Source organism: Desulforamulus putei DSM 12395 (genome assembly GCF_900129195.1).
Classification (GTDB): Bacteria; Bacillota; Desulfotomaculia; order Desulfotomaculales; family Desulfotomaculaceae; genus Desulfotomaculum; species Desulfotomaculum putei.
This window is the reverse complement of record NZ_FQUY01000007.1, coordinates 24,449-51,442: the sequence shown is the minus strand read 5'-3', so window position 1 is coordinate 51,442 and position 26,994 is coordinate 24,449. Positions and strand designations below refer to the sequence as shown.

Below are 26,994 nucleotides of genomic sequence, written 5' to 3'. Positions count from 1 at the left end.
TATTGACGTAGCGTCAGAACAGAAAGTTCCATCATGTGGTTGGCGCAACGACAAAATTAAAGGGCTCTTTGCCATAATCATATCTTGTTTTGTTTTGAAAAGCTACCGAAACCAAGAAAAGAAAACAGACCGGTATGCCGGTCTTATTCCTCCAGTTGAAGTTTTCCGCCTTCCAGGCTCTTAATTTTAATTAACGACTCAATCCTCACGCCGGAGTCGCGCAGGTTTTTGCCCCCGCCCTGAAATACCTTTTCAATGACAATACCAACGCCCACCAGCTCGGCTCCGGCCTGCTTAACAAGCTGGGTCAGTCCCTTCAGGGCTTCACCCCGGGCCAGAAAGTCATCCACGATGAGAACCCTGTCATGGCAGCTTAAATATTGTTTGGCCACATAAATATCCACGGACTCATTTTTGGTAAAGGAATGGATATTGGACAAATAATAATTTTGCTGCAAGGTAGACGGCATCTTTTTCTTGGCAAACAGTAAAGGAACGTTAAGGGCCATCGCCGTGGTCAAGCCTACGGCGATGCCGGAAGCTTCAACCGTTAATACCTTGGTGATCTTTGCATCTGAAAACCGACGGGCAAATTCACGGCCGATTTCCAACATCACATTGGGGTCAATCATATGATTGATGAAAGAGTCCACGCGCAAAATTTGATCGGAAACAATTTGACTGTTATGTATGATTTTATCTCTTAAAAGCTGCATAGGATCCCCCTTATGTTTCAGCGTTCTTCACGGTCGTAGGGTAAGCCTAACGCTCCCGGAGCGCCCACCCGGTTGGCCATGGCTTTGCGAGTTACCATAATTAACACGAGAATGGTAAAGATATAGGGCAACATCTTCAAAAAGAAGGACGGTATCATGACGCCCATGGCCTGGGCACGAAAGCCCAGCGCATCAATGCCACCGAAGATATAGCTGCCCAGCATGGCTCTCAGGGGATTCCAGATGGCAAATATCACCAATGCCACCGCGATCCAACCCCGGCCGGCGGTCATGTTTTCCAGCCAGGTAGGCGCATAAGCCAGGGAAAGATAGGCACCGCCCACCCCCGCCAGCATACCGCCCAGGGTAACATAGAGATACCTTACTCGATAAACACTGACCCCCAGAGAATCGGCGGCAGCGGGGTTTTCCCCCACAGCCCGCAGGTGCAAACCAGGTCGGGTATAGTAAATGAAAAACCAGAGAACCGGTACCAAAATATAAGTGACATAAACCAGCGGGTCATGGTGAAAAAAAACAGGTCCCAGGACGGGAATATCACTGAGGAACCCCAGCGTTACCGGTTTAAAGGCATTTTCCACCGGAATCCCGATATAGGGCTTGCCGATAAACCCGGAAAGCCCAGTGCCAAATAAAGTCAGGGCCAGACCGCTGACCACCTGGTTGGCCTGTAAAGTGACCGTTAAAAAGGCATGAACCAGAGCAAGGGCCCCGCCACCCAGCATGGCTGCCAGGACTCCCACCCAGGGGTCGTTGCTTCGGACGGCAAATACAAACCCGGTGACGGCACCCACCAGCATCATTCCCTCAACACCCAGGTTGAGAATGCCGCATCTCTCTGCCAGCAGTTCTCCCAGTGCGGCATAAAGGATGGGAGTCCCTGCAGTAATGGCGGTAGCCAAAATGGTTATGAGAAATTCCTGAGTCACTGGCTACACCTCCATCTTTGTTTTGCCTGTGCAGACAATTTTATAACGGTTGAAAAATTCCCCACCCAGTACAAAGAATAACAGCGCCCCTTGAATCATAAACACAATGGCGGCGGGCACACCGCTGGACTGCACGCTATATCCCCCCACCTGCAGGGCGCCCAGTAAAAAAGAAACCAAAAGGATGGCAAAGGGATTTAATTTAGCCAGCCAGGCCACAATGATGGCGGTATAGCCGTAACCGGGACTCAATCCCTGCTGCATCCTTTGGGCAATGGCGGAAACTTCCGCCATCCCCGCCAGTCCCGCTATGGCCCCGCTGAAAAACATCACCAGCAAAATATTTTTTGTAATATTCATCCCTGCATAGCGGGCGGCTCTGGGACTTTCCCCAATTACCGTTACCTCATAGCCCCAGCGGGACTGTCGTAAAGCAATCCAGAGCGCCACCGCCAGCACCAGCGCAAAAGCCAGACCAAGATGTACCCGACTGTTACCCAGCGTAGGTAAGACGGCCGCCGGTGTAAAGGGTTTACTCAGCGGGAAGTTCATGCCCTGGGGGTCTTTCCAGGGACCGAAAACAAGATAGTTCACCCATAAAATGGCTACATAGTTCAGCATCAAGGTGGTAATGGTTTCGTTGACGCCCAGGTATGCCCTGGGGACGGCCGGGATCAGTCCCCACAGGCCGCCGCACAGCATTCCCGTCAACACCATGGCAGGCAGCATCACACAGGCGGGCAGGTCTGGAAAGCTTAAGGCCACCCAGGCCGCCGCAAAGGCTCCCATATAAAATTGGCCTTCGGCGCCGATGTTCCATAACTGCATCCGGAAGGCAATGGATACACCCAGTCCGCAAAGCATCAAGGGAATGGCCTTCACAATGGTCTCTGAAAGGCCATAGCCAGAGCCGAAGGCTCCGTCCAACATGCCGGTATAGACAGCCAGCACTTGCCCCCAGCTAATGCCTTTGGGCGACCCCAGGCCGTTTATATAGAGAAAAACGGCTCCTGTCAACAGGGCCAGAAAAATCGCTGTCAAAGGTATCAAAACCATCCCTGCAGGAGAGGGCGCGGAACGTCTTTCCAATCTGATCATGATGCCATAACCTCCCCTGGTTGTGCACCCAACATCATCAGTCCAATTTTCTCCGGTTCTGCTTCCTCCACCGGCAGAATTCCCATTAACCTCCCTTTATATAGAACGCCGATATGATCCGATAGTTTGAGGAGTTCCTCCAGGTCCTCGGAAATCAAAACAATGGCCGCACCCTTACTCCTTTGTTCCAGGAGCATTTTATGTACCGCCTCGGAGGCCGCAATGTCCAATCCCCGCACCGGATACACAGCCACAATCACCTTGGGGGAGGACGCCAGTTCCCTGGCCAGCAAAAGCCTTTGCAAGTTACCGCCGGACAGCTTTTTAACCGGCACTTCCAGGCCTGTGACTTTAACCCCCACGTCCTGGATCAGCCGGGCGGCAAACTCCCCGGCCTTGCGGCGGTTGATAAACGGACCCCTGCCCAGCCCAGGTCGGCGGTATTCCTTTAAAATAAGATTATCCACTGCACCAAGGTTGGGCACCAGCCCGGAGCCCAGGCGGTCCTCCGGAATATAACTGACCCCTTCTTCAATGATTTCCAGGGGTGAAAGATTGGTAACATCTTTGCCGCCAATTAAGATTTTACCCTTGGAAAGGGGGCGTAAACCCGCAATAACCTCTGCCAATTCCCGCCGTCCGTTGCCGGCAATACCGGCAATGCCCAGGATTTCCCCCTGCCGAACGGTTAAGGAAATATCCTTCAAGCCCGGCCGACGGCTGTCGCTGTCCGCCGTAGCGCTCTCGAGTTTCAGTACCTCTTGGCCAAATTGACCGGGGTTCTTTTTGCTGGGAACAATAATATCCTGACCCATCATGAGTCTGGCCAGTTCCCGTTGATTTACCTGCTGTCTTTCCCTGGTGGCCACAGCCACGCCGCTTCGCAGGACGGTGACCCTGTCCGCCACTTCCATGACTTCGTTTAATTTATGGGTAATTAGAATGATCGATTGTCCCCGGGCGGTCATCTGACGGATGACTTGGAACAGTTCCCGGGCCTCCTGGGGAGTAAGAACCGCCGTGGGTTCATCAAGAATCAACAGCTTGGACCCCCGGTACAGCATCTTGACAATCTCCACCCTTTGTCTCTCGGCGATGGATAGCTGCCAAATCTTAGCAGTTGGGTCCACCTGTAGACCGTAACCCCGGGAGAGTTCTTCGATCTCTTTCTCCACTTTGCCTGCCTTCAGCAGGAATTTCGCTTCTTTACTGCCCAAAATTATGTTTTCTGCCACTGAAAAGGTATCCACCTGCTTAAAGTGCTGGTGTACCATACCAATTCCGGCGTCAATGGCTTCCCGGGGTGACTTGAAGGTCACCTTTCTGCCCTCAACATAAATCTCACCGGCGTCCGGTCGATAAAGTCCTGACAAAATGGACATAAGGGTGCTTTTACCGGAACCGTTTTCCCCCAGCAAAGCAAGGATTTCTCCTCTCTTTACCTGCAGATCAACGCGGTCGTTGGCCAGCACTCCCGGGAACCTTTTGGTGATTTGTTTCATTTCCACCAGAAAATCGGCAGTCAAGTCCTTTCGCCCCTTAAATTCAGCTGCTGGCAGGATTCCCTGCCAGCAGCGCGTTATTTTTACTTGGGAATGGTACCGTCTACACCTTCAACAAACCAGTCGAAGGAAAGCATTTCCGCATCGGTCATCTTCTGTCCGGCGGCTACACGCTCTTTACCGGTCTGGTCCTTGATGGGACCGGTGAAGACATCGAATTTACCTTCCAGAATTTCCTGCTTTTTAGCTTCTACCAGCTTCTTCACATCTTCGGGAACCATCGGGCCATAGGGGGCCAGGTCAACGATTTTATCAGACATGGGGCCCCAGTACTGGCTGCTCTTCCAGGTTCCTTCTTTGATGGCTTTGACAGTTTCCACATAGTAGGGACCCCAGTTCCAAACGGCAGAGGTCATCACCGCCTTGGGAGCCATTTTGCTCATGTCGCTGTTGTAGCCGATACTGAATTTTCCTTTTTCTTCAGCAGCCTGTTGGGGGCCGGGAGTATCCTGGTGCTGGGTAATCACATCGGCGCCGGCTTCCAGCAAGCTCTTGGCTGCTTCTTTTTCAGCGGCGGGATCATACCATGTGTTGGTCCAAACCACTTTTACCTTGGCATTGGGGTTTACAGAACGAACCCCCAGGGTAAAGGCGTTGATGCCGCGAATAACTTCGGGAATGGGGAATGCGGCAACGTAGCCGATGGTGTTGCTCTTGGTGGTTTTACCGGCGATGATACCGGTGAGATAACGGGCCTGGTACATACGGCCAAAGTAAGTACCTACGTTCTCCGCAGTTTTATAGCCGGAGCAATGCAAGAATTTCACATCGGGATATTTTTGAGCCACTTTAATAACGCTGTCCATGTAACCAAAACTGGTAGCAAAAATAATTTTGTTGCCCTTTTCAACCAGTTCGGTTAAAACACGCTCAGAGTCAGCCCCTTCAGGTACAGACTCAATATAGCTGGTTTCTACATCCGGCATTTGCTGTTCTAAATACTTGCGCCCCTGGTCATGGGCATAGCTCCAACCGCCGTCCCCGACGGGTCCGACATAAATAAAGGCAACTTTTAACTTTTCCTTGGCTGCAGGTTCCTTTTTATCTTCCTGAGCCTTGGGCTTCTCGCCGCCGCAGCCAACCAGAGCAACGACGAATACCAACATGAAAACAAAAGATATGATTCTTTTCACCTTTTACCCTCCCTTTACTAAATTCATGAATTTATAACCAAAAACGCTGTTTTCCCACCCCCTGGAAATACCGGCCTGCCTTCGCCGGCCATCAGTATTTATTTTTTAAAGAACGGATCTGCAGCCAAAGAATATTAAATATTAATTATATGGACAAAATAATTTTTCAGTTAGGAATAGTTTAGCAAGTTATTGCCAATACTTTAGGATGGAAGCGTTAATGCTTTATTTAATCTTGAGGAGGAAATACATTGCAAGGTAAGGTTAAATGGTTTAATGCCAACAAGGGCTACGGTTTTATTGAAGCCGAGTCCGGCACCGATGTTTTTGTCCACTACTCTGCTATTCAGGCCGAAGGTTATCGTACTCTCGAGGAAGGTCAACCGGTAGAGTTTGAAATAGTAGAAGGCGCTCGCGGCCCGCAGGCGGCCAACGTAATAAAATTATAATCCAAAGGAGTTACCGGCTTAAGCAAGCCTATCCTTTTTGCAATGACGCGGTGCAAAAAAGCCCAGGACAGATAGGTTTCATTCTCAGCAGAGTGAAACCTACCTCCTGGGCTTTTATCCCTATAGGTGTAGCGTAAAACGCCTGTACCGCTTGGACCAAACCAACCCAAAGGTTGTGGAACCCTAGGTACACTTTCCCTCCGTAGTCAGGCAATTACGGTTGCCCGGTAGAAACACTTGGGCCAATTCCCAAGCATATACGGATTTGATTCACTTGTCCAAAATCATACTACCAAGACTGTGAACATTTGTCAACGAGTAAATAGCCGTTATCAACAAAATAAAAGAAACTTCGAACAGTTTTTAAAACAGATATTGTTCAATGAAATTAAAGGAAGTCCGGGAAAACCGCCGGACGTTTCCCTTATATCTGCATAGTATACTAAAGGTTAACAATTCCCACCTCTAATCTCTCACTTCCCACATCTCAAAAGGGATGTCTTTTCTATGGTTATATGCCCTTATTGTCAGAAGGACATTCACCTGGACCTGGATACTTGCCCCCATTGCGGCGTCACCATGATTTATTTATATAAATGCAAACGCTGCAACCAGGAGATTGCCGCCACCGGCATTTTAAAATTTTGCCCCCTGTGTGATGCTGATTTATCGGATCAAATGAACTGAATTAATTTACCCCGGACAATGCCCTTATCTCGGGTCTTACATAATACACCTTTTTGGCCGAAACTTGTACAATTTCCCGTTCCGGATAACGCAGGGCTGTCAGCTTGCCACCCATTGCACAACCGGTATCGATATCGATGGTATTATTGCGAAACTGCGGCTTCTCCACGGGGGTATGACCGTAAACCACCAGGGCTTTACCGCGGTAATGCTTCGCTCCGATCAAAGGACAACCGGTATCCCTCCCAAGTTATTAAACAACCGGCCAATTTTATGGAAAAGAACGTCCGGCGGGTACCGGACGTTTACCTATTAAAAGAAATCCTCATCTTCATCTTTCTGACCCAACCAGTCGATGACGGGATCATAACCAATCATCCCCACTGCCGCTGTCTTTACACCAAGCAAAGTCATCCCTTTTCCCAGAATTGAATTGCGAAAGTTCTCAGAGCGACCCAAGCCGGCAAATGCGAGACCTCCCACTACGCTCAACCAGCGTTCGGTGGAATTCATATTCTGCCGCATTTTATTCACCTCCATTGTTATTATGGACAGTGAACAGGATTGTCTATCGACGTAATATCTGTCAACTCTGGCATTTCATTGGTGACGGCCTGTTCCCATAACCGCTTCATGGGGCGGAATTCACGAAAGGCACAGGAATTACAAGCAAGCAAATGGACGCAGCAATCATCTGTATAACCCTTGTAGCCGTCCTCAAAATTTTTTTGATCTTCATAGGCGCTGTAAGGGCCATAAAAATCCTGTATTAATCCCAGATCATCAAGATCCTGGCCGCAGTTGGGGCAGGCGATGGTCAGCGTGTAAAGCCTGTTACATAACACACATAATTTTTCCAAGTTTTTTCACCCCATCACTTTGCTAGGGATATTGTGTCCCTTTCCGGGTGATTTAAAAGCTTGTCAACCGTTTGCCAGCAGTGATCCAACAGGAGCTTTATTTCCTCTGCAGTGGCATGATCAATATGAATGCCTGCCACCAGCACCACAGGCTGCTTAAAATGCTTGGCCAATTTTTCCGCAAGGGGTTTTGCGATTTCATCTTCTTTATGTCCCAGCATAGGTAAAACACTGGAATTACAGCTTAATTGGCAAGGATCTTGCAAACTGGGCCTGGGTATGGAAAGAACCACCGCTCCCACATGGGGCTTCTCACCGCCAAACAACTGGCACACCAAACCCTCTGCTGTGATACTGGTTGAAAGATCCACCCGGTACCTGCCTTCCCCGGCGGATACAGTCAAGGTTTTTACCATGGGATTCATCCTTTCCGGCAGTGGGTACAACGGGGAACAATCATTTTGCCCCCCAGTAGTTTTTCCAGCCGCGTTAAACCGCTCCAACGGGATAAAAGAAAGGTTACAACCAGCGCCAAAGCAATTCTGCTGATCAGGATGACGGCGCCGTCGGCTCCCACTGCAATGAAAAGAGCGGTGTCCTCCACCACCGAGTGGCACAATATCAGGAACACATTAATGAGAAACAGGTCCCTCCAGGATAACTGGCCGTTTTTTACGCTTTCAATAATAACCCCTGCACCGTAGGCCAAACCAAAGGTTAAGCCAATCAATAAAGGGAAGGCGCCTTCTTTGGGGAGTCGGAATATTTTCATGCCCGGCGCCATCCACCCGGCTATCCTGTTCAGGATCTTGAGATCCCTGGCAATTTCCAAAATGACCATTAAAGGAATGATAATAAGCGCCATTTGCCAGACGCTTTGCAGGCTGCCGGCGGCAGCAGCCCTGGCAAATTCTGACCAATCCATCTCCCAACATCCTTTCCGGTTTATTTTCTAACAAGGTACTGACACTTTATTTAAAGCAAAATGTTTAATAAAACACCGGCGATAACAGCAAAAATAAACCGGCTTATCCCTACAATCCACGGGTTTATGCCGCATTTGCCGGCCACGGCGCTTTCTACAAAAATTGTATGGGAAAGCAACAGCATCATGGCGATAATGGTTGTTTCCCTCGGGTTTAAATGCAGGGACGCCATAACCCCCAGGGCCGCATAAAGATTTACCACATTTCCCAGAACAATGGCCAGGGAAGCTTCTCCCGGCAACCCCACGTATTTCATAAAGGGTGCACAGTCTTCGGCAATTTTATTTAATACAGGTGTAAAACTTAAAAAAGTAATGGCTACATAAATCGGAACCACCACCTTGGTTAATAGCCAGGTGGTGGCAATCCCTTTATGTAAACCTCGCTTCAATGTGTTGACACTAACCATCCTTACCTCCTGATGCAAATTGAATAGTCAATTGGGGTGGCGCACACAGGACGTGTGCGCCAGCCGAAGCGGGCCAGGACGGCCCGTTAAGGCGACCCTCCTCGGAGCCACCCGCCCCCGAGTTTGTCTACAACCTGAAGAGACAGTCGTCGACTGTCTCTTTTCTATCATTTATTGGATTAAAACACGGTTATCTCCTACCCGGCGAGTTACCCTTTCACGGTCCAAGGACTCCAGCAATGGCAGGGTAAATTTTCTGGACGTTTTGAGCAAATCTCTGGTTTGGGCCACTGAGATTTCTTTATTTTCCTTCAGAAAATCAACAATCATTTGCCTGGCCTGCCGGTACCGTTCAGCAGAATAATAAAGCTCCTCATCGCCCAGTTTTACCAATTTGCCTGTCCGCAACAGATACTGCAGGTATTCCTGGGCTTCGTGTTCCTTTAATTTGTGGCTTTTCACAATTTCACTCCAGGAAGGGGGTTGAAAATGGCCTTCGTGGATGGCCCTTACCATTGCCTCAATCAGCCTTTTATGCCCTGCGGATAATTCTCCGGTAAAATCGGGGCTGGCCAGGGTCTTCTCGTAAATTTTAATCATGCCGTCGACCTCTAAAGCCTGTAAAAGATACTGGAAGCTTTTATTATTCGTAAAAGAAAACTTCCTGGAGCGCAATTCCTCCTTGGGAACCCCCTCTCTCAGGGGATATTCCCGGTGGTAATTTTCCACCATGCTCCGGATCTCCCGGCCCCAGGTACGATACACCTGCAGGGATACAACCAGATCCTTATGATCTGCCGGGATTACTTTAATTTGCTCCTCCGATGCCAGTTTTTGCAAACCGGCTTCAACATCCGGAGCAGGCAGCCCGGTGGCCGTCACCAATTCCTCACTGGTAAATAACCCCTGCTTGCCCGCCAGGAACTGGTCAATTAATTCTTCCGGCGTTCCCATTTCCTTGGTTGCCAGCGCCTCCAGCACCTCGGGCCGGAAGCGCTTGTGTTTGGGGGCATTGGCATCAATGACAGCCCCTCCCCCAATGGTTCGCATGGGGGAATAGGAACGAATCACAAACCGGTCTCCCTTACCGGCAACCGCCTGTTCCTCCAGCTCCAACTGAGCATAGACTTCCTGTCCCGGCTCCAGTTCATCCCTGTCCAGCAATCTGACCCTGCCCAGGATCTCATCGGTGCCCAAATACAGCCTCACCCTTGCCCTGTTTTTCAGCCCTTTGGGGGCGCTCTCCAGCAGCAGTAACCGCACATCCATACGGTGTGAAGGCTTTACACTACCGGGGGAAACAATGACACTGCCCCTTTTTACTTGCTCCACTTCCACCCCCGTTAAATTAACCGCAGTACGCTGCCCTGCCCGGGCCTGCTCCACCTTTTGGCCGTGCACCTGAACGGAGCGTACCCGGGACACCAGACCCTGGGGCATGATCTGCACGGTATCCCCCACAGAAATGCGGCCGGCCAGGAGGGTTCCGGTAACCACCGTGCCAAAACCGGTGACAGAAAACACCCTGTCCACAGGCAATCTTAATTTTCCGGTATTGACTCTCTCTTCGGTATCATCTACAAGTTTATCAATGAACTGCAACAACCGGGGAATTCCTTGCCCCGTAACGGAGGATACCGGAACAACCGGGGCCTGGCTGAGGACGGTACCCTTTAAAAATTCCTTAACTTCTTCCGTGACCAGGCCCAACCATTCCTCATCCACCAGGTCCACCTTGGTTAAGACCACAATCCCCTTCTTTACCTGGAGTAATTGGATAATGTCCATATGTTCCCTGGTCTGGGGCATCACTCCCTCATCGGCGGCAATGACCAGTAAAACCAGGTCGATGCCCCCCACCCCGGCCAGCATGTTTTTAATAAAACGTTCATGCCCGGGCACATCTACGATGCCTGCCTGCTTACCGCTGGGCAGCTTAAGCTGCGCAAAGCCCAGTTCAATGGAAATGCCCCTTTCTTTCTCTTCCTTTAACCTGTCCGTATCGGTGCCGGTTAAGGTCTTGATCAGCAGCGTTTTACCATGGTCCACGTGCCCAGCGGTGCCGATAACAATGTGTTTCATCACCGGGACACCCCCCCGGAATTTAATACACCGGCCATCACTTTCGCCAGCAGGTCCACCTCATCCGGTTGAACCGTCCGTAAATCTACCTGATACCGGCCGTCCTGCACCCGTGCCACCACAGCAGGTTCCGCCTTGCGCAATTGAACCGCCAGCTCGTCCACCGACATGTTATCCGGCACACAGGACAGCAAATAGGTGGGTAATTCAGCTGTGGGCATGGATCCACCGCCTACCTGGGAGAAACCCTGGACAATCCTTAACTCAGCTCCGGCGGTTAGCCTGGATTTAAGTTTTACAGCCAACTCCTCAGCCCTTTTTAATATTGTGTCGGTGGATTCCGTCAGCATTCTAAGGGTAGGAATTTTCTTAAGAACGTGATCTTTGTCCAGGTATTCCCTGAGGGTGGCTTCCAGGGCTGCCACGGTAAACTTATTTATACGGACAGCCCGGGTAAGAGGATTCTGCTTCATTTTTTCAATGTATTGGCGCTTCCCTACAATAATTCCCGCCTGGGGGCCGCCTAAAAGTTTATCGCCGGAAAAAGTCACTACATCCGCCCCGGCCGCTACGGTTTCCTGCACACTGGGTTCCACAGGTAAACCATACTGGGCCAGGTCCACCAGAAAGCCACTGCCCAAATCTGACATCACCGGGATCCCGGACTCTCTGCCGATTTCCACCAGCTCTGCAACAGACGTCTCCCGGGTGAAGCCCATGATCCGGTAGTTGCTGGTGTGCACATGAAGCAATAACGCTGTATTTTCGGTAATACCGTTACGATAGTCCCTGGGGTGTGTTTTATTGGTGGCCCCCACCTCCACCAGGGTGGCGCCGCTTTGCTCCATTACCTCCGGAATTCTAAAGGAGCCTCCTATTTCCACCAGCTGCCCCCGGGATACAATCACTTCTTTCCCCCTGGCCAGGGTTCCCAGGGCTAAAAGGACTGCTGATGCATTGTTATTGACCACCAGCGCCGCCTCGGCGCCGGTCAAACGTATGAGCAGATCTTCCACCGGCTCGTACCGGGATCCCCTTTTTCCTGTCTCCAGGTTGATCTCCAAATTGCAATAGGCGGATGCCACCGCATCAACGGCATGGCGGGCCGATCTGGAAAGCAGCGCCCGTCCCAGGTTGGTATGCAGCACCACACCGGTGGCATTGATCACCCTGCGCAAATTGGGCCTGGTTTCTGATTCCACCAGAACCAATGACTTTTCAATTACCATATCATAAAGTTTTTCAGGGTCACCGGTAAAATACCCGTTTAAAATGGCCTTTCTCATAAAGTCTACGGCTCCCCTGACCCCGTCAACCACAACCGATCTCGGGTGAATTTCCAATAACTGGGTTATCTTATGATGTTTCATGACTTCATCAATTTTTGGCAGTTCCCTGAGCAATGATTTGTCAATTACAGGCTCCATCTTGTTCCTCCGCACTCATGTTCTTCGTTCATTATATGGTATAAAATCACTAAAAAGCAAGAAACCCAGCTGTGCTGGGTAAGTGATCTTATTTAGTAGACATAGACATGCTCATATTATGCAATAAAGCCTTTTCAGCATTAGATAAGTGATCCATCATGGTATGCCTGGCTTCTTTTTCATCCCCTTTGGCAATTGCCTGGTAAATCAGTATATGTTCCTCATAGAGACGCTTGGGAGTATCCGGGGTAAGGTACAACCGTTCCCGAACATTCTTCATCTCTTTTTTCATGGTTTCCGAAATTGAGTTCATCAATCTCATTAACAATGAATTATGAGCCGCACCGGTGATGGCATAGTGAAACTTCAAGTCGGATAAATCCCCCAGTCTGCCCTTGCTGATATCCTCGTTCATTTTGTCCAGCCAGTATTTCATATTGTTAATGTCTTCTTTGGTCCTTCGCAGAGCCGCTAGGGCCGAGGCCTCTGTTTCAATAATTTTTCTTAGTTCCAAAAGCTCAAAAAGAGTATCTTTTCCCGTTACAACTGCCAGTGACATGATATCCGTCATGGATTTGGTACCGATCTCCCGGACAAAGGTCCCCTCACCCGGTCTGATGTCGATAATACCGATGGCTTCCAAGGCACGGTAGGCTTCGCGGACAGCGGAACGCCCCACTTGCAGGCGGTCGGCCAATTCTCTTTCGGGAAGTAGCTTGTCACCCGGATTAAGCTCGCCGCGGGCAATCATTTCTTTAATTTGATCAACAATTTCTTCATAAATCTTTTTGGGTTTAATTGGTTTAAAGTCCACAGCAAACACTCCAAGCTACCTTTTGCAGTTTGAATTTTGCTTATATTGATATAATTCAATCAATAAATAATTGTAAATATTGTAGCATAAAACCAAGACACAAGCCAAAAAATATTTTGAAATGAAAGAGGAAACCTGGCTGGAGCCGGGTTTCCTCATGTCTGGTTGGAACGATTTAAAATCTCTTTTAATCCTTCTTCTGTTCTCGACAAATGATCATACATTGCAGACCGGGCGGCACTTTCATCACCTTTGGCAATTGCATCATAAATCACTTTATGCTGTTCATACAACCTACCGGGATTGCCGGGTTTCAGATAGAGGTTTTCCCGGGCAGTTATCATTTCCTGTTTCATAGTTTCCGAAATTGAATTCATTAACCTAGTCAATAGTGAATTATGTGCCGCATCAGTAATAGCATAATGAAATTTTAAATCAGATACGTCGCCCAGATTACCGCTCAGGATGTCCTGGTTCATTTGATCAAGGCAGTTTTTTATTGCCTTTAAATCCTCCTCCGTTCTTCTGACGGCGGCCAAGGCAGCTGCTTCTGTTTCAACAATTTTTCTCAGTTCCAGAAGTTCAAAGAGGGTGTCCTTACCGGTGAGAACCGCTAAAGACATAATATCTGTCATGGGCTTGTTGCCCATTTTACGGACAAAGGTTCCCTCGCCCGGTTTGATTTCAATAACTCCTATGGCTTCCAATGCACGGTAGGCCTCGCGTACCGCCGAGCGTCCCACTTGCATACGTTCCGCCAGTTCACGTTCCGGAAGGAGTTTGTCGCCTGGATTGAGCTCGCCACGGGCAATCATGTCTTTAATCTGGTCAACGATCTCTTCATAGATTTTCTTTGCTTTAATTGGTTTAAATTCCACAGGCAGCACTCCAGGTCTAGGTTTTGCTTTTGGTGACACTTCTTATATCACTATAGTATAAGATAAACGGACATAAAAAAACAGTTTTGTTACAAGAAAGTTATGGGGTCATGGACCCCATAACTTTCTAAGTCAGCCTTTAGTGAACGCTGATCTTGGCGCTGTCTTTGCCAAACTTGCCGCCGCCAACCTGTTTGTAGGCGTACACGGCAATCACCAGAACAACCACGGCGGTAGCAGCCATAATCATGGCTCCCTGGCTGCGCAGGGCAGCCTCAGCGGCGGCAGCCGCTTCCGGAGAAACTTTGGCAACCGCTTGCTTGGCTGTTTCGTAAACAGGAATCATCCAGGTGAAAACATAGGCCTGCAGGTAAGTCAGCACGCAGATGATGGCGGTAAAGAACAGGCTGTGCAGCACGGTAAAGCGGAACAGGTCGCCTTCTTTACCCACCAGGTTGCAGGCTGCGGTTGCGACAGCGATGGATTGGGGAGAAATCATCTTGGCCGCAACACCGCCGGAGCTGTTGGCAGCCACGGTCAGTACGGGATCCACCCCGATATCGGTGGCAGTAACAGCCTGCATCTTGCCGAACAAAGCGTTGGCAGAGGTGTCAGAACCGGTAACAAATACGCCCAACCAACCAAGGATCGGAGACACCAGCGGGAACAAAGCGCCGGTTACGGTAAATGCTTTACCCAGTGTAGGTGTCATACCGGACCAGTTGGCTACGTATGCAAAGGCTAATACGCAGGCAATGGTAATCAGCGGGAAGGTTAAGCTTTTTACGGTTTCCTGGAAGGTCTTTATAAAATCGCCGAAGCTGATCTTCAGGATAAAGGCAGTGATAATAGCGGAAATTAAGATAGCGGTACCGGCGGCGGACAGATAATTGAATTTATAAACCACTTCAATGGGCTTGCCGCCTGCAATAATCATTTTGTTAATGGCATCAAAAGGAATCTTAATGGTGACAACATCCAACAAAGCTTTTACGGACTTGAGACCCCAGTCACCGATCAGGATGGTGAGCACGATAAAGGGAGACCAGGCCTTGGCGATCGTACCGAAGGGATGCTTTCTGACTTCCAGAGTGGCAGGTGGCTCATCTTTAAAGCGCCACACATTCTTGGGTTTCCATCTTCTTAAGAAAAGAACCATTGCTACGATCGATACCAGAGAAGAAATAATGTCGGGAAGCATGGGGCTCATGTAGTTCGCAGAGAACCACTGGGCAGCCGCGAAGGAAACACCGCAAACCAGGATGGCGGGCATAACTTCCTTGGCGCCTTTCCAACCAGCCATAATAAATACCAACCAAAAAGGTACAAAAACAGAAAGGAATGGTAACTGGCGTCCAACCATCTGTGAGATTGCCATGGTATCTACGCCGGAAACAGCTCCTGCGGTGATGATAGGGATACCGATACCGCCAAAGGCCACCGGCGCAGTGTTAGCAATCAAGCAGAGACCGGCTGCATACAGGGGGTTAAAACCTAAGCCCACCAGCATACCGGCGGTAATGGCCACAGGAGTACCGAAACCTGCCGCGCCTTCCAGGAAGGCACCGAAACAGAAGGCAATCAACAGGGCCTGCAGTCGACGGTCATCGGTAATGGCGGCGATGGAATCTTTAATGATCTCAAACTGACCGCTTTTAACAGTTAACTGGTAAAGGAATACAGCGGTAAGAACAATCCAACCAATAGGGAACAATCCATATAAGGCGCCGTAAATGGAGGACCAAATGGCTAAATTGACGGGCATCCCGTGGACGAATACCGCAACACCAATGGCCAGCAGCAGGGTAATACTACCTGCAATATGACCTTTCATTCTGGCAATGGCCAGGGCGTAGAACATAAATAAGATGGGAATCGCCGCCACTAGGGCAGACAAGAACAGGTTATCTAATGGATTAATGACTTGAGTCCATTCCATAGTCTCTTCTCCTTTGCTTAGTTATAAAAGCTGCTTAAGGATTCATTACAAGCAAGCAAAACAAAAAAACAAACAATACAAAAAAGATACAATACTGGTACAATTGCGATAATATAAAACATCTAAAGGTTTAGTATTTTTTCTCTCTCACCTCCTTAAATTGTTATTGAAGCCGACAGGTTTAACAACCTGTTGGCTTAATGGTGTGACCTTGATACGGTACAAAAAATAATTATTCAGTTTTCATGAAGTTATATTTTTTAGAATAAAACCCTTTTGTTTTAGACCGGGAAAAGCATATGAAATATTTAACGATTTTGCAACATTTAAAATTGTTAATAAATTAGTGCAATTCATATTATAAGGCCATCTGGTTGAGTAGTCAACTATTGTGATGGTCTGACCATTCGACTTTTCATAGCAATTCGACATCACGCTTAGAATTCCTTCGTGTTTAGAATTATTTTTTTAAATATTACAACTATATTTACTATTGAGAATAATATATGTAAGACGTTTTTAACTTATTTAAATTTTCTAACAAATATTAATTAAAAAAATGACCAGTACGTTTGTACCGGCCAAGCTTGCTTTTTGCTTTTATACATTTTTTCTTTTCTCTAGATGTTTTATATTATCGCAATTGGTTTAGTCCCGGTAAGAGCGAGCTTGACGGGCCGCTACAATACCAAGACCAACCATAATGAATACCGAAATTGCCAGGGCTATCAGGCTAAAACCGGTATCAGGAGCAGTGGCTGCGGTAGCAGCAGCATGAGCTTCAACCATTTCAGGCACCATTCCTCTCAAGTAATATGCTTGTGCATACACCACAGCACCCATGATGGCTGTGAAAATGAGACTATGCTTCACTGTGAATCTGAAGAGATCGCTTTCTCTGCCAACCAGGTTAACTGAGGCACAGGCTACTGCAATACTCTGGGGTGAAATCATTTTACCGGCTACACCGCCGCTGGTGTTGGCGGTAACAGTCAATACAGGGTTTACATCAATTTGTTCGGCAGTAATACGCTGCATGTTGCAGAACAGCGCGTTGGCGGAGGTATCACTGCCGGTTACAAAGACGCCCAACCAGCCCAGGAAGGGTGAAACGAAGGGAAAGAAAGAACCGGTTACGGTAAGAGCTTTACCCAGGGTTGGGGTAATACCGGCAAAGTTTGCAATATAGGCAAAACCCAGTACGCTGGCGATGGTTGCCAGGGGGAATTTCAGGTTATTTAAGGTTTCACCAAATACTGATACATAGGTTCCCGGACGAATTCTTAAAATCAGGGCAGAAATGATGGTAGCAAGCAGGATCGCGGTACCGGCTGCGCCCAGCCAGTTAAACTTGTACACAACTTCCAGAGGCTTGCCGCCAACAAGAATGGCTTTATCCAAGCCTACCATAGGAATTTTTAAAGTCACCTTGTCCAACAGATACTTGATACCACTGATGCCCCAGTCACCAATCAGGATGGTTAATACGATAAAGGGAGTCCAGGCTTGGATAACACGGCCGATGGGATGCTTCTTAACCTCCATGCTGGCAGCGGGTTCATTGGGAAAACGCCAGATATTTTTAGGTTTCCAGACCTTCAAGAAGGCTACCAGTACAATAATAGAAATCAGAGCAGAAAGGATATTGGGCAGTTCGGGACCGATCTTTGCTGCCACAAACCACATGGTTAAACTAAAGCTGGCAGCAGTTACAAAAACAGCGGGAAACACTTCTTTGGTCCCTTTCCAACCGGACATAATGAATACTAACCAGAAAGGAACGATAAAGGAAAGTAACGGTAACTGGTTGGCAATCATCTGGCTGACAACCATGGGATCCAGGTTGGAAACCTTACCGGCCGTAATAATAGGAATACCGATACCGCCAAAGGCCACCGGCGCAGTGTTGGCAATTAAGCATAAACCTGCAGCGTAAAGGGGTTGGAAACCTAAACCCACCAGCATACCGGCGGTAATAGCAACCGGCGCACCGAAACCGGCAGCGCCTTCCAGGAAGGCACCAAAGCAATAACCAATTAATAATGCCTGTAAGCGACGGTCTTCGGTTATGGACGCGATAGAATCTTTAATTACTCCAAAATAACCTGTTTTTACTGTAAGGTTATAGAGAAACACAGCACAAAGAACAATCCAGCCAATGGGAAATAAACCGGTTAAAACACCGTAAAGCGTGGAAAGCAAGGCCAATTTTACCGGCATGCCGTAGGCCACAATGGCCACTGCGATGGCAGATGCCAAAGTAAGGGCTCCGGCAATGTGGCCCTTCATCCTTTTAATAGCCAGGGCGTAGAATAAGATCAGAATCGGGATCGATGCTACAAGCGCTGACAATCCTATGTTACCGAAAGGGTTCGTTTCTTGTACCCACATGATGCTTTACCCCTCATTTCCGAAAAATAATTAAAAATATTGCTGTAAAACCAAAGCCAGTTATCAGAGACCCTTCCCTTCACCCCCCCCTGCAGAATTTTATATCGTAGTGACATTCTTTTGTTGAAGAATGTCACTTACAGGCGTTTAATATCCGTTCATGATTCTGGAAAGACCCGGAGCTTCTTACACAAATCAACTGGTTGGCTAGTGTTAAAGAGGGTGGTTCTTTATCAGATGACCCTATGATCTTATGTCCTTATACCTATATCATCATATGGCATAATGGTATGACCGCAAACATTTATAAAAAACTTTACTCATCATTGTCATTTTTCAGTATATTAAAAATATCGACAAAAATCAACTTTAATTTCCCACCAAAATTATAAATTTAATCGCTGGATAAGTCAGGATTTAATTTTTCTGGCTCCTCTACCAATTCCTTATAAAGTTCCGGTCTCCTGGCCCGCAAATAAAAACTGTTTGCCATGGAACCCGACTTTTGTTGCCTGATCATGTTAATTTTATTGCAGTCCAAATCTGCAATGAGCATGGACTCCATCCCCCGAAAATCTTCTGCCAGGATATTCCCTTTGGGATCAATGACCAAAGCTCCCCCGCAAAAATGATGACCCCGACCATCATCCCCCACCAGATTACAGGCCCCAATAAAGACGGTATTATCATAGGCCCTGGCCGGCAGGTACTTTAACCAAATGTCCCGGCGATCCCCCACAATGGAAGGAGAGGCATGGGGCGCAAAAATGATTTCACATCCCTTCAGGGAGAGAATGGTTGTCATTTCCGGAAAATGCGTGTCCCAGCAAATTTGAATACCGAATTTAGCCTTGGGAGTGGAAAATACCCTGATTTCATCGCCTGCGCAAAAGTATGGCTGCTCACTTTTCCCCAGGTGGGTTTTACGATATTTTCCCACTGTGCCATCAGGATGCACCACAATTTGAGTAATATAGGGCTTGCCCTGTCCCTCATTTTTTTCTGCCATACCCGCAATAATAGTTATTTTCCCTTCCCTGGCCATTTGCACAAGGGAAACCACGAACTGACTTGTTGCAATGTCCCCGGCAAGCTCCCGGGCGGTTTCCCGGTCATAACCTTGCACGCACATTTCCGGAAAACAAATGATATCTACCGCTTTTTCCGCAGCCTCCTGCACAAACCGCTGCATGGCCGCCAGATTTTTTCCCATCTGTCCCAATTTTGATTGCATCTGTACCAGAGCAATTCTCGTATTCTGCAAGACATAAACCTCCCTGCAAAGCAAACCCCGCCTTTGTTAATTCAAGTCGGGGACGGTTCTTAACTTGAATTTGCCGGCGGCAAATTCAAGTTAAGAACCGTCCCCGACTTGAAATTGTGTGCGGTATTAGATGACTATTCCTACATTTTTTAGTATTTCGGTAATCTGCCGGGGTTTATTCATGGTGTAAAGATGAATGCCCTCCACTCCGTTCTCAATTAAATCCCGGACTTGTTGGCTGGCAAACTCAATTCCGGCTTTTTCCATCTCTTCATTATTATCTCCATATTTATCCACCATCATCAGAAGTTTGGCCGGCATGGAGGCGCCGCATAAGGCAATGATTCGTTTAATTTGTTTCGCATTCAGCACAGGCATGATGCCCGCCATTACCGGACAATGGATACCGATTCTACGGGCATTTTCTATAAAGTTATAAAAAATTCTGTTGTCAAAGAATAATTGGGTAATTAAAAAGTCCACCCCTTGATCCACCTTATATTTTAAATGGTTCAGGTCTTCACTCAAACGGTTGCAGTGGGCATGGCCCTCGGGGTAAGCAGCCGCGGCTATGCAGGTATCACTGAGGTTTTTGATATACTTAACAAGATCCGAGGCAAATTGGAAGTCACAGCGTGAGAAGTCATAATCCGGGTTGTCCGCCGGCGGGTCACCCCGCAGGGCCAGCACATTCTCGATGTTTTCTTCCTGTAGTCCCTTCAAAACCAGATCAATCTCACTGCTGGAGTGTCCCACGCAGGTCAGATGGGCCAGTGCCTCCACCTTGTACTGGTTTTTGATCCTTGATGCAATTTCTTTGGTCCTGTCCCGGCTGCTCCCGCCGGCGCCATAGGTGACACTGATAAAATCCGGATTTAATTTGGTTAAATCCTCCAGGGTTTCATAAATTGTCTCCACGGGTGTGTTAATTTTAGGTGGAAATATCTCAAAGGAAATAACCGGTTTTTTCTGCTGGAACAGCGTTGAAATTTTCATGTTATCATCACCCTGTTAAATGTAATTTTGTCTGTTTTTTTATTATAACTTGAGTTGCAGCAATGGAAAATAACAAAATGTTTGCCGATTCCTTACAACGTTCTTAACTCTTGCCCCGGGTTCTTGAGAATATAATCGGGTAATAATATACTATTAATTGTTAATAACAGGAATAAAAACAACTGTAAGGAGGATTTCCATGACCACTGAAAACAATCTGAAAGCCGCTTTTGCCGGGGAGTCCCAGGCCAACCGTAAATACCTTGCCTTTGCCGCCAAGGCTGACCAGGAAGGCTATCCTGCCGTTGCCAAGCTCTTTAGAGCCGCCGCCGAAGCCGAAGCAATCCATGCCTTGAGTGAATTAAAGGCTCTGGGCGCCATCAAATCCACCGCTGAAAACCTGCAGGCAGCCATTGACGGGGAAACCTATGAGTTTACACATATGTATCCCGGCTTTATCCAATCTGCGGAAACCGAATGCAACGAACAGGCCAAGCGCGCCTTCCACTTTGCCAATGAGGCCGAAAAGGTGCACGCCGAATTGTACAAGAAGGCCCTGGAAGCCTTGGAGAAAAAAGAAGACATTGACTACTACCTCTGTCCCGTATGCGGCTACATTCACGAACGCACCGCCCCCGACAAGTGCCCCATCTGCGGCGCCAAAGGCAGCGCGTTTAAAAACGTAGGATAATCGAATATTTTCGGTGTCTGGCATTTAAGTGAATTATGAAGACGGGTTCTTGATTAAATCAATACTTGAATGGCCGTTGGGTATTGGCCGTTGGCTTTTGGCTTTTAGCCATTGGTCCTAAAAGTTATTGAACGTTCAAATAAATTACTTAATATAAAAAAGGCTTCCGCGAACCTGTGTCCTCACAGGCTACAGGGAGGTGGAAGCCTTCTTTATTGACTACATTTCCCTGATAATCCTGTAATCCGTCGTCCTCTGGGCCGGTCTAAACCCGGCATCCCGAATGCAATGCAAAATGTCCTTTAAGGGGACCCGGTAGGTAACCCCCGCCGCCCGCACCACATTTTCCTCCAGCATGGTGCTGCCAAAGTCATTGGCTCCAAAACGCAGCGCCACCTGAGCAAGCTTGGCCCCTTGGGTCACCCAGGAAGCCTGAAGGTTCTTCACATTATCCAACATTAACCTGGCCACCGCTAGGGTCTTCAGGTACTCTACCCCGGAGGCGGTTTCCCCTCCCAGTTCGGTATTCTTAGGTTGAAAACTCCAGGGAATAAAAGCAGTAAACCCGCCGGTTTTGTCCTGGGCCTCCCTCACCCGAACCATGTGGAGTATCCGCTCTTCAGCCGTTTCAATATGCCCGAACATCATGGTAGCGGTGGTCTTCATGCCCAGACTGTGGGCGGTGGTCATGACCTCCATCCATTCTTCCCAGGTGATCTTTTCCGGGCTGATGGCCCTGCGCACCCGGTTGTCCAGTATTTCGGCGCCGCCGCCGGGCAGCGAGTCCAGACCGGCCTCTTGAAGCTTCAGCAAGACCTCCCGCAGGGAAAGCCCTTCTTTTCTGGCGATATGCCAAATCTCCGGGGGCGAGAAGGAGTGAATATGAATGTCATACCGTTCCTTGATCCCTTTCAGTAACTCAACATAGTAGTCCAATCCCAAATCAGGGTGCAGGCCGCCCTGAATCAGAAGCTCCGTCCCCCCGGCGGCAACCGTTTCATCAATTTTTTGATAAAGTTCCTCACGGGTGATTACATAGGCATCCTCGGCGCCGGGTTCCCGCCAGAAGGCGCAAAAACGGCATTTGCAGCTGCAGATATTGGTATAGTTAATATTGCGGTCAATGATAAAGGTAACGCGGTTTTCCGGGTGCATTCTTTGGCGGACGGCATCCGCCGCTGCACCCAGAGCAATGAGGTCGGAAGAATTTAAGAGGGCAACGCCCTCTTCCACGCTTAATCTATGTCCTGCCACAGCCTTTGCCAGTATCTCTTCTATTCTAGACATCTTCTTCACCCCAAACAGATAAACGCACCCGTTCCTCAATCAGGCCGCTTTTGTAACAGTAGTCATAGTAAGTAAGAAGGGCCCTGCGGTGGTCTTGCTCAAACTCATTATTAATGGTCTTAAAGTATTCCTCCAAATAATCCATGGGCAGTCCGGTCCTGCGCCTGCTTTTTTTCAGCAGCGCCGGCATGTTGTCTCCGGCAATTCGCTTGGCATCACTCAACAGGCTGCAAAGGGCATCAACATCTTCCGGATGATCCTTGGCAAAATCCTTACGAACCACCCACAGGGCATAGACCATTCTTTCGCCGGTAAACTGCTTCCAAACCTCACCCAGATCCGTCACATGATAAGGCAGTCGGTCCTGCAGGACCCACAGGTGGGCCCGCATGGCATCATCGCCAATTAATAAGGCAGCGTCTCCTTCTGCCATCATTTTTTCCAGATCCGGCGGCATGGTGACAAAATTCGCTTCCACATGATAATAGTGGTCAAAGAGCACCTTTAATAATGCCACTGAGGTGGCAGAGGAAGATGTCAGGCAAACTTTTTTTCGATCCAGTTCGGTAACAGGTACATAACTGAATAACAGAATGCTTCTTACCGGCCCGTCGGCGCTCACGGACAAATTGGGCAGAATCATACATTTATCAATATTTCTGGCATATTCAACCGATGATATTGAGGCTACGTCCAGTTGGCCTTCTAAAAGCATTTGATTCAACATGGTGGGCGGTCCTTTCACCAGCTCACCGTTAAAGGGCAGCATACCATCCTCCAAAGCATGGAAGACCGGTAACGTGTTCAGGTAATCCACCTGCCCTAACCGTATTCTGGCCACTAAAAACCCTCCTCAATTACATTGTACAGGGTATCTCGTTCAACCGGATCCTTGCCTGCAGCCTTAATCATATGAATGAGTTTGTTTTTCGCCATAATTTGAGCAGTCTCCGCTCCAGCATCATGGGCAATTTTCTCTTCTATGACGGTGCCGTCTAAATCATCCACTCCAAAGGACAAAGATACCTGGGCAATTTTGGGGCCAATCATGACCCAATAGGCCTTGATGTGATCAAAGTTGTCCAGCATCAATCTTGCGATGGCCAGGGTTTTCAAGTCATCATAGCCGGTGGTCAATGACAGCTTGTGAGATACCAGAGCGGTGTTTTTAGGATGGAAAGCCAGCGGGATAAAGGTTAAAAATCCGCCGGTCTTATCCTGTAGCTCCCGTAATTGAATAAGGTGATCAATTCTCTCTTCGATTGTCTCCACATGCCCGTAAAGCATGGTGGCGTTGGTCCTCATTCCCACACGATGGGCTGCTTCATGAACCTCCAGCCAGCGTTCCCCGCTGATCTTTTTTTCACAAATGATGTCCCTGACCCGCCGGGCAAAAATCTCCGCTCCACCGCCAGGCAAAGAGTCCAGGCCGGCATCCATTAACGTCTTTATTACTTCTTGCAGGGACATGTTATGGGTTCTGGCTAAATAATCAATCTCCACAGCGGTAAAGGACTTAATGATTGCCCCGGGGGCAGCGGAACGGACACGCCGTAGCATTTCCAGATAATAATTGATTTTCAGCTCAGGATTCAGGCCTCCTACTATGTGTATTTCAGAGACCTTTAATCCATGACACTCTTTGGCCTTTGCTTCCACTTCATCAAGGGACAAGGTATAAGCCCCTGGATCTTCTGCTTTCCTGCCGAAGGCGCAAAGCTTGCAGAGATTCTTGCAAACATTGGTATGATTGATATGCCGGTTTACTGTAAAGTAGGTTTTGTTACCGTTCTTACGTCTTCTTACGAGATCCGCCAGGTAGCCGATGGCCAGTAATTCATTGGATTGGTAAAGACGTATGCCGTCTTCTCTGCTTAGCCTTTCTCCGGCTTCAACCTTTGCCTTAATATCTGTTAACTCACTGTTTGCAAAAAGAGTTTCCATGGTTTTCTCCTTTCCTTGCCAACCGCATCGCCGCGGCTGGGTTTTGGGAAGCCCTTAAAACACTTTAAAGGGAAGCAAAATGTCAGCCACTGTGCAGACAAACATCATAACACTTAAAGTACCATTTAAATGAAAGAAAGCAAGTCCGGTCCTGGAAAGATCCTCGGGGGTTACCAGGATGTGCTGGTAGGCCAGCAGGCCGCTGGCAATGGCCACACCGATAAAATAAAACAAACCTAAATTTAACAGCGCCCCGACTGCCAAAAAACACAGGGGGGCCAGGGCATGGACAACGGCAGAAATCCTGAGCGCATTTTTAATACCAAACCGCGCCGGAATGGAAAAGATGCCTTCCCGCCGGTCAAATTCATAATCATCACAGGCATAAATAATGTCAAAGCCTGCCACCCAGAGCAGAACGCCGACACCCAGCAGAACCGGGGCCGGGTGAAAGCTGCCGGTGATGGCCACCCAGGCTCCCAGGGGAGCCAGCCCCAGGGCGATGCCGCACCAAAAGTGACAGGTCCAGGTAAATCTTTTGGTAAAGGAATAAAAGCTAAGGGCAAAGACGGCCACCGGAAACAATTTAAAAGCCAGCGAGCTCAAGTTGTAAGCGGACACAGCCAGCAGGCCGAAGGACAAAAATACATAAATCCATACCTCGGTCACTCCCAGCAGCCCCCTGGGCAGCGCTCTGCCAGCCGTGCGGGGATTTTTGGCGTCAATATGCCGATCCACCAGCCGGTTAAAGGACATGGCTGCTGTCCGCGCGCCCACCATGGCCAGGGTGATCCACAGGATGTTATGCAGAGAGGGAATCCGCTGCTCAGTCAACAGCGCCCCGATATAAGCAAAGGGCAAAGCAAAGATGGTATGCTCAAACTTGATCATGTCAAGAAATATTTTAAGCTTAGAAACCATAGCTCTTCCACTTCCTGTCCACCAGGGCTTTGATTTCTTCACTCATCACAATGTCTTCGGGCCACTCCCTGGGATGTCCTTCAGCGGGCCACTTCCTGGTTGCGTCAATCCCCATCTTGGCGCCATAGTAGGGCATCGGGGATGAATGGTCCAGGGCATCCAGGGGACCGTCCACAATTAAGACATCCCGCCGGGCGTCAATGTTGTTGAAAACCCGCCAGGCCACTTCAGAGGGATTCTGGACATCCACGTGATCATCCACCACGATGATCAGCTTGGCAAACATCATCTGGCCCATCCCCCACAGGGCATTCATAACCTTCTTGGCATGACCGGGATAGCGCTTCTTAATGGAAACAATGACGCAGTTGTGGAATACGCCTTCGGGAGGCATATTCATATCCACCACTTCCGGCAGCTGCAGCCGCAGCAGGGGCAAAAAGGTCCTCTCAATGGCCTTGCCGATAAAGTTGTCTTCAATGGGGGGCCTGCCTACAATGGTAGCCGGGTAAATGGGATTCCTGCGGTGAGTGATGCAGGTCAGGTGAAAGACCGGGTAGTAGTCCGCCAGGGAATAATAGCCGGTGTGGTCGCCAAAGGGACCTTCCCAGCGGGTCTCCTCTGGATCCACATAACCCTCTAAAATAATTTCAGCCCGGGCCGGCACTTCAATATCCACCGTTTCGCATTTGACCATTTCCACCGGTTCCTTGCGGATGAAGCCCGCCAGCAGCATCTCATCAATGCCCGGCGGCATCGGCGCAATGGCAGAGAAAATACAGGCGGGGTCGGCTCCCAGGGCAACCGCCACCTCCAGACGCTGCTTTTTTTCCCTTTGTTTACGGTGGTTTTCGGCGCCGTCTTTATGTTTATGCCAGTGCATGCCCGTGGTGGTTTCGTCATAGACCTGCATACGGTACATACCGACGTTTCTCCTGCCGGTGTCCGGGTCCTTGGTAAACACCAGGGGCAGTGTAATAAAAGGGCCGCCGTCCAGGGGCCAGCACTTGAGCACCGGCAATGAGGCCAGGGAAGGCTTTTCCCTGACAATCACTTCTTTACAAGGGCCGGTACGAACGGTTTTGGGTATAAAGGAAGAAAGCTGTGCCAGCTTGGGCAAAGCCTTCAGTTTATCCATAAAACCGGTGGGAAGCTCCGGTGGTTGCAGGAATTCCATCATTTGCTCGCCAATATCATCCAAATCATTGACCTGCAGGGCCAACTTCATGTGTTCCAGGGACCCCATCAGGTTGGTTACCACCGGCATGGAATAGCCCTTTACATTTTCAAACAGCAGGGTAGGTCCACCCATTTTACAAACCCGGTCGGTAATCTCGGTTATTTCCAGGTCGACACTGACCTCGGTTTTAATTCTCTTCAGTAAGCCTTTGTTTTCAAGGGTTTTCAAGTAATCTCTCAAGTCCTGATATGCCACGTTCTATGCACCATCCCCAGATTATTATAGAGGGACTTTTGATCTTTAATTTGAGCTTTAAACCTTAAATAAAAA

27 protein-coding genes and 1 riboswitch are annotated in these 26,994 nt (G+C 48.7%); of the genes, 3 read left to right on the top strand and 24 right to left on the bottom strand.

The window, feature by feature from the left end:
• Positions 1-143: 143 nt before the first annotated feature.
• Genes BUB67_RS06395 through BUB67_RS06375 form a run of 5 tightly spaced genes read right to left on the bottom strand, consistent with a single transcriptional unit; the run spans position 144 to position 5,432 of the window.
• Positions 144-716 (bottom strand): xanthine phosphoribosyltransferase, encoded by a 573-nt coding sequence (locus BUB67_RS06395; protein WP_073237526.1) that lies wholly within the window; start codon positions 714-716, stop codon positions 144-146.
• Between the two features lie 17 nt (positions 717-733).
• Positions 734-1,666: an ABC transporter permease gene (locus BUB67_RS06390; RefSeq protein WP_073237524.1), complete on the bottom strand. Its 933-nt coding sequence runs from the start codon at positions 1,664-1,666 to the stop codon at positions 734-736.
• Positions 1,667-1,669: 3 nt separating this feature from the next.
• The gene (locus tag BUB67_RS06385) at positions 1,670-2,764 is read right to left on the bottom strand and encodes an ABC transporter permease (RefSeq protein WP_073237521.1); all 1,095 of its coding nucleotides are present in this window, start codon (positions 2,762-2,764) and stop codon (positions 1,670-1,672) included.
• On the bottom strand, positions 2,761-4,290 hold the full coding sequence (locus BUB67_RS06380; RefSeq protein ID WP_073237519.1) for an ABC transporter ATP-binding protein: 1,530 nt from the start codon (positions 4,288-4,290) through the stop codon (positions 2,761-2,763). The genes BUB67_RS06385 and BUB67_RS06380 overlap by 4 nt, the downstream gene beginning before the upstream one ends.
• Before the next feature lie 59 nt (positions 4,291-4,349).
• Positions 4,350-5,432, bottom strand: coding sequence for a BMP family ABC transporter substrate-binding protein (locus tag BUB67_RS06375; protein ID WP_073237718.1), 1,083 nt, complete (start codon positions 5,430-5,432; stop codon positions 4,350-4,352).
• Positions 5,433-5,710: 278 nt separating this feature from the next.
• On the opposite strand from BUB67_RS06375, the gene BUB67_RS06370 reads away from it, so the two are divergent.
• Positions 5,711-5,908, top strand: coding sequence for a cold shock domain-containing protein (locus BUB67_RS06370; RefSeq protein WP_073237516.1), 198 nt, complete (start codon positions 5,711-5,713; stop codon positions 5,906-5,908).
• A 183-nt stretch (positions 5,909-6,091) separates the two neighbouring features.
• Positions 6,092-6,191, bottom strand: a riboswitch (purine riboswitch).
• A 224-nt stretch (positions 6,192-6,415) separates the two neighbouring features.
• Positions 6,416-6,595: a zinc ribbon domain-containing protein gene (locus tag BUB67_RS06365; RefSeq protein WP_073237508.1), complete on the top strand. Its 180-nt coding sequence runs from the start codon at positions 6,416-6,418 to the stop codon at positions 6,593-6,595.
• 1 nt (position 6,596) lies between these two features.
• Here BUB67_RS06365 and BUB67_RS06360 read toward each other — a convergent pair whose 3' ends face one another.
• The 14 genes from BUB67_RS06360 to metF form a co-directional block, all read right to left on the bottom strand.
• Complete coding sequence (locus tag BUB67_RS06360; RefSeq protein ID WP_238456976.1) at positions 6,597-6,821, bottom strand: metallophosphoesterase family protein; 225 nt, start codon at positions 6,819-6,821, stop codon at positions 6,597-6,599.
• Positions 6,822-6,907: 86 nt separating this feature from the next.
• Positions 6,908-7,120 carry a DUF2892 domain-containing protein gene (locus BUB67_RS06355; protein ID WP_073237505.1) on the bottom strand — a complete coding sequence of 71 codons (213 nt, stop codon included), beginning with the start codon at positions 7,118-7,120 and terminating at the stop codon, positions 6,908-6,910.
• 20 nt (positions 7,121-7,140) lie between these two features.
• Complete coding sequence (locus tag BUB67_RS06350; RefSeq protein ID WP_073237502.1) at positions 7,141-7,455, bottom strand: hypothetical protein; 315 nt, start codon at positions 7,453-7,455, stop codon at positions 7,141-7,143.
• A 14-nt stretch (positions 7,456-7,469) separates the two neighbouring features.
• Entirely contained in the window at positions 7,470-7,871 is a 402-nt protein-coding gene (gene lpdD / locus BUB67_RS06345) for a prenylated flavin chaperone LpdD (RefSeq protein WP_073237500.1), read from the bottom strand.
• Between the two features lie 5 nt (positions 7,872-7,876).
• Positions 7,877-8,380, bottom strand: coding sequence for a nucleoside recognition domain-containing protein (locus BUB67_RS06340; RefSeq protein ID WP_073237498.1), 504 nt, complete (start codon positions 8,378-8,380; stop codon positions 7,877-7,879).
• A gap of 50 nt (positions 8,381-8,430) precedes the next feature.
• On the bottom strand, positions 8,431-8,850 hold the full coding sequence (locus BUB67_RS06335) for a nucleoside recognition domain-containing protein (RefSeq protein ID WP_073237496.1): 420 nt from the start codon (positions 8,848-8,850) through the stop codon (positions 8,431-8,433).
• A gap of 171 nt (positions 8,851-9,021) precedes the next feature.
• Positions 9,022-10,932 (bottom strand): selenocysteine-specific translation elongation factor, encoded by a 1,911-nt coding sequence (gene selB / locus BUB67_RS06330; protein WP_073237493.1) that lies wholly within the window; start codon positions 10,930-10,932, stop codon positions 9,022-9,024.
• Positions 10,932-12,359, bottom strand: a complete 1,428-nt coding sequence (gene selA, locus BUB67_RS06325; RefSeq protein WP_073237491.1) for an L-seryl-tRNA(Sec) selenium transferase — start codon at positions 12,357-12,359, stop codon at positions 10,932-10,934. Before selA ends, selB begins: the two co-directional genes overlap by 1 nt.
• Before the next feature lie 88 nt (positions 12,360-12,447).
• On the bottom strand, positions 12,448-13,173 hold the full coding sequence (locus BUB67_RS06320) for a FadR/GntR family transcriptional regulator (RefSeq protein ID WP_073237715.1): 726 nt from the start codon (positions 13,171-13,173) through the stop codon (positions 12,448-12,450).
• 155 nt (positions 13,174-13,328) lie between these two features.
• Positions 13,329-14,051 carry a FadR/GntR family transcriptional regulator gene (locus BUB67_RS06315; RefSeq protein WP_073237481.1) on the bottom strand — a complete coding sequence of 241 codons (723 nt, stop codon included), beginning with the start codon at positions 14,049-14,051 and terminating at the stop codon, positions 13,329-13,331.
• A gap of 139 nt (positions 14,052-14,190) precedes the next feature.
• Positions 14,191-15,990 (bottom strand): L-lactate permease, encoded by a 1,800-nt coding sequence (locus tag BUB67_RS06310; RefSeq protein ID WP_073237462.1) that lies wholly within the window; start codon positions 15,988-15,990, stop codon positions 14,191-14,193.
• A 648-nt stretch (positions 15,991-16,638) separates the two neighbouring features.
• Positions 16,639-18,381: an L-lactate permease gene (locus tag BUB67_RS06305; protein WP_073237460.1), complete on the bottom strand. Its 1,743-nt coding sequence runs from the start codon at positions 18,379-18,381 to the stop codon at positions 16,639-16,641.
• Positions 18,382-18,775: 394 nt separating this feature from the next.
• Positions 18,776-19,645, bottom strand: a complete 870-nt coding sequence (locus tag BUB67_RS06300; RefSeq protein ID WP_073237457.1) for a nitrilase family protein — start codon at positions 19,643-19,645, stop codon at positions 18,776-18,778.
• Positions 19,646-19,771: 126 nt separating this feature from the next.
• Entirely contained in the window at positions 19,772-20,641 is an 870-nt protein-coding gene (gene metF / locus BUB67_RS06295) for a methylenetetrahydrofolate reductase [NAD(P)H] (protein ID WP_073237454.1), read from the bottom strand.
• Positions 20,642-20,840: 199 nt separating this feature from the next.
• Here metF and BUB67_RS06290 point away from each other — a divergent pair, with 199 nt between their 5' ends.
• The gene (locus BUB67_RS06290; protein WP_073237451.1) at positions 20,841-21,332 is read left to right on the top strand and encodes a rubrerythrin family protein; all 492 of its coding nucleotides are present in this window, start codon (positions 20,841-20,843) and stop codon (positions 21,330-21,332) included.
• Positions 21,333-21,551: 219 nt separating this feature from the next.
• Here BUB67_RS06290 and mqnC read toward each other — a convergent pair whose 3' ends face one another.
• Genes mqnC through BUB67_RS06265 form a run of 5 tightly spaced genes read right to left on the bottom strand, consistent with a single transcriptional unit; the run spans position 21,552 to position 26,919 of the window.
• Positions 21,552-22,619: a cyclic dehypoxanthinyl futalosine synthase gene (mqnC, locus tag BUB67_RS06285; protein WP_073237448.1), complete on the bottom strand. Its 1,068-nt coding sequence runs from the start codon at positions 22,617-22,619 to the stop codon at positions 21,552-21,554.
• The gene (locus tag BUB67_RS06280; protein WP_073237445.1) at positions 22,612-23,460 is read right to left on the bottom strand and encodes a menaquinone biosynthetic enzyme MqnA/MqnD family protein; all 849 of its coding nucleotides are present in this window, start codon (positions 23,458-23,460) and stop codon (positions 22,612-22,614) included. The genes mqnC and BUB67_RS06280 overlap by 8 nt, the downstream gene beginning before the upstream one ends.
• A complete protein-coding gene (mqnE, locus tag BUB67_RS06275; RefSeq protein WP_073237442.1) occupies positions 23,460-24,563 on the bottom strand; it encodes an aminofutalosine synthase MqnE in 1,104 nt (367 codons plus the stop codon). The genes BUB67_RS06280 and mqnE overlap by 1 nt, the downstream gene beginning before the upstream one ends.
• 54 nt (positions 24,564-24,617) lie before the next feature.
• Positions 24,618-25,484 carry a UbiA-like polyprenyltransferase gene (locus tag BUB67_RS06270; RefSeq protein ID WP_073237439.1) on the bottom strand — a complete coding sequence of 289 codons (867 nt, stop codon included), beginning with the start codon at positions 25,482-25,484 and terminating at the stop codon, positions 24,618-24,620.
• Positions 25,474-26,919 carry a menaquinone biosynthesis decarboxylase gene (locus tag BUB67_RS06265; RefSeq protein WP_073237437.1) on the bottom strand — a complete coding sequence of 482 codons (1,446 nt, stop codon included), beginning with the start codon at positions 26,917-26,919 and terminating at the stop codon, positions 25,474-25,476. The genes BUB67_RS06270 and BUB67_RS06265 overlap by 11 nt, the downstream gene beginning before the upstream one ends.
• Positions 26,920-26,994: the final 75 nt, after the last annotated feature.

Bases quoted from the DNA above. Each gene is read 5' to 3' on its own strand.
- BUB67_RS06395 (WP_073237526.1), bottom strand. From the start codon at position 716: ATGCAGCTTTTAAGAGATAAAATCATACATAACAGTCAAATTGTTTCC.
- BUB67_RS06385 (WP_073237521.1), bottom strand. From the start codon at position 2,764: ATGATCAGATTGGAAAGACGTTCCGCGCCCTCTCCTGCAGGGATGGTT.
- BUB67_RS06375 (WP_073237718.1), bottom strand. From the start codon at position 5,432: ATGTTGGTATTCGTCGTTGCTCTGGTTGGCTGCGGCGGCGAGAAGCCC.
- BUB67_RS06365 (WP_073237508.1), top strand. From the start codon at position 6,416: ATGGTTATATGCCCTTATTGTCAGAAGGACATTCACCTGGACCTGGAT.
- BUB67_RS06355 (WP_073237505.1), bottom strand. From the start codon at position 7,120: ATGCGGCAGAATATGAATTCCACCGAACGCTGGTTGAGCGTAGTGGGA.
- lpdD (WP_073237500.1), bottom strand. From the start codon at position 7,871: ATGGTAAAAACCTTGACTGTATCCGCCGGGGAAGGCAGGTACCGGGTG.
- BUB67_RS06340 (WP_073237498.1), bottom strand. From the start codon at position 8,380: ATGGATTGGTCAGAATTTGCCAGGGCTGCTGCCGCCGGCAGCCTGCAA.
- BUB67_RS06335 (WP_073237496.1), bottom strand. From the start codon at position 8,850: ATGGTTAGTGTCAACACATTGAAGCGAGGTTTACATAAAGGGATTGCC.
- selB (WP_073237493.1), bottom strand. From the start codon at position 10,932: ATGAAACACATTGTTATCGGCACCGCTGGGCACGTGGACCATGGTAAA.
- selA (WP_073237491.1), bottom strand. From the start codon at position 12,359: ATGGAGCCTGTAATTGACAAATCATTGCTCAGGGAACTGCCAAAAATT.
- BUB67_RS06310 (WP_073237462.1), bottom strand. From the start codon at position 15,990: ATGGAATGGACTCAAGTCATTAATCCATTAGATAACCTGTTCTTGTCT.
- BUB67_RS06305 (WP_073237460.1), bottom strand. From the start codon at position 18,381: ATGTGGGTACAAGAAACGAACCCTTTCGGTAACATAGGATTGTCAGCG.
- metF (WP_073237454.1), bottom strand. From the start codon at position 20,641: ATGAAAATTTCAACGCTGTTCCAGCAGAAAAAACCGGTTATTTCCTTT.
- BUB67_RS06290 (WP_073237451.1), top strand. From the start codon at position 20,841: ATGACCACTGAAAACAATCTGAAAGCCGCTTTTGCCGGGGAGTCCCAG.
- mqnC (WP_073237448.1), bottom strand. From the start codon at position 22,619: ATGTCTAGAATAGAAGAGATACTGGCAAAGGCTGTGGCAGGACATAGA.
- mqnE (WP_073237442.1), bottom strand. From the start codon at position 24,563: ATGGAAACTCTTTTTGCAAACAGTGAGTTAACAGATATTAAGGCAAAG.
- BUB67_RS06270 (WP_073237439.1), bottom strand. From the start codon at position 25,484: ATGGTTTCTAAGCTTAAAATATTTCTTGACATGATCAAGTTTGAGCAT.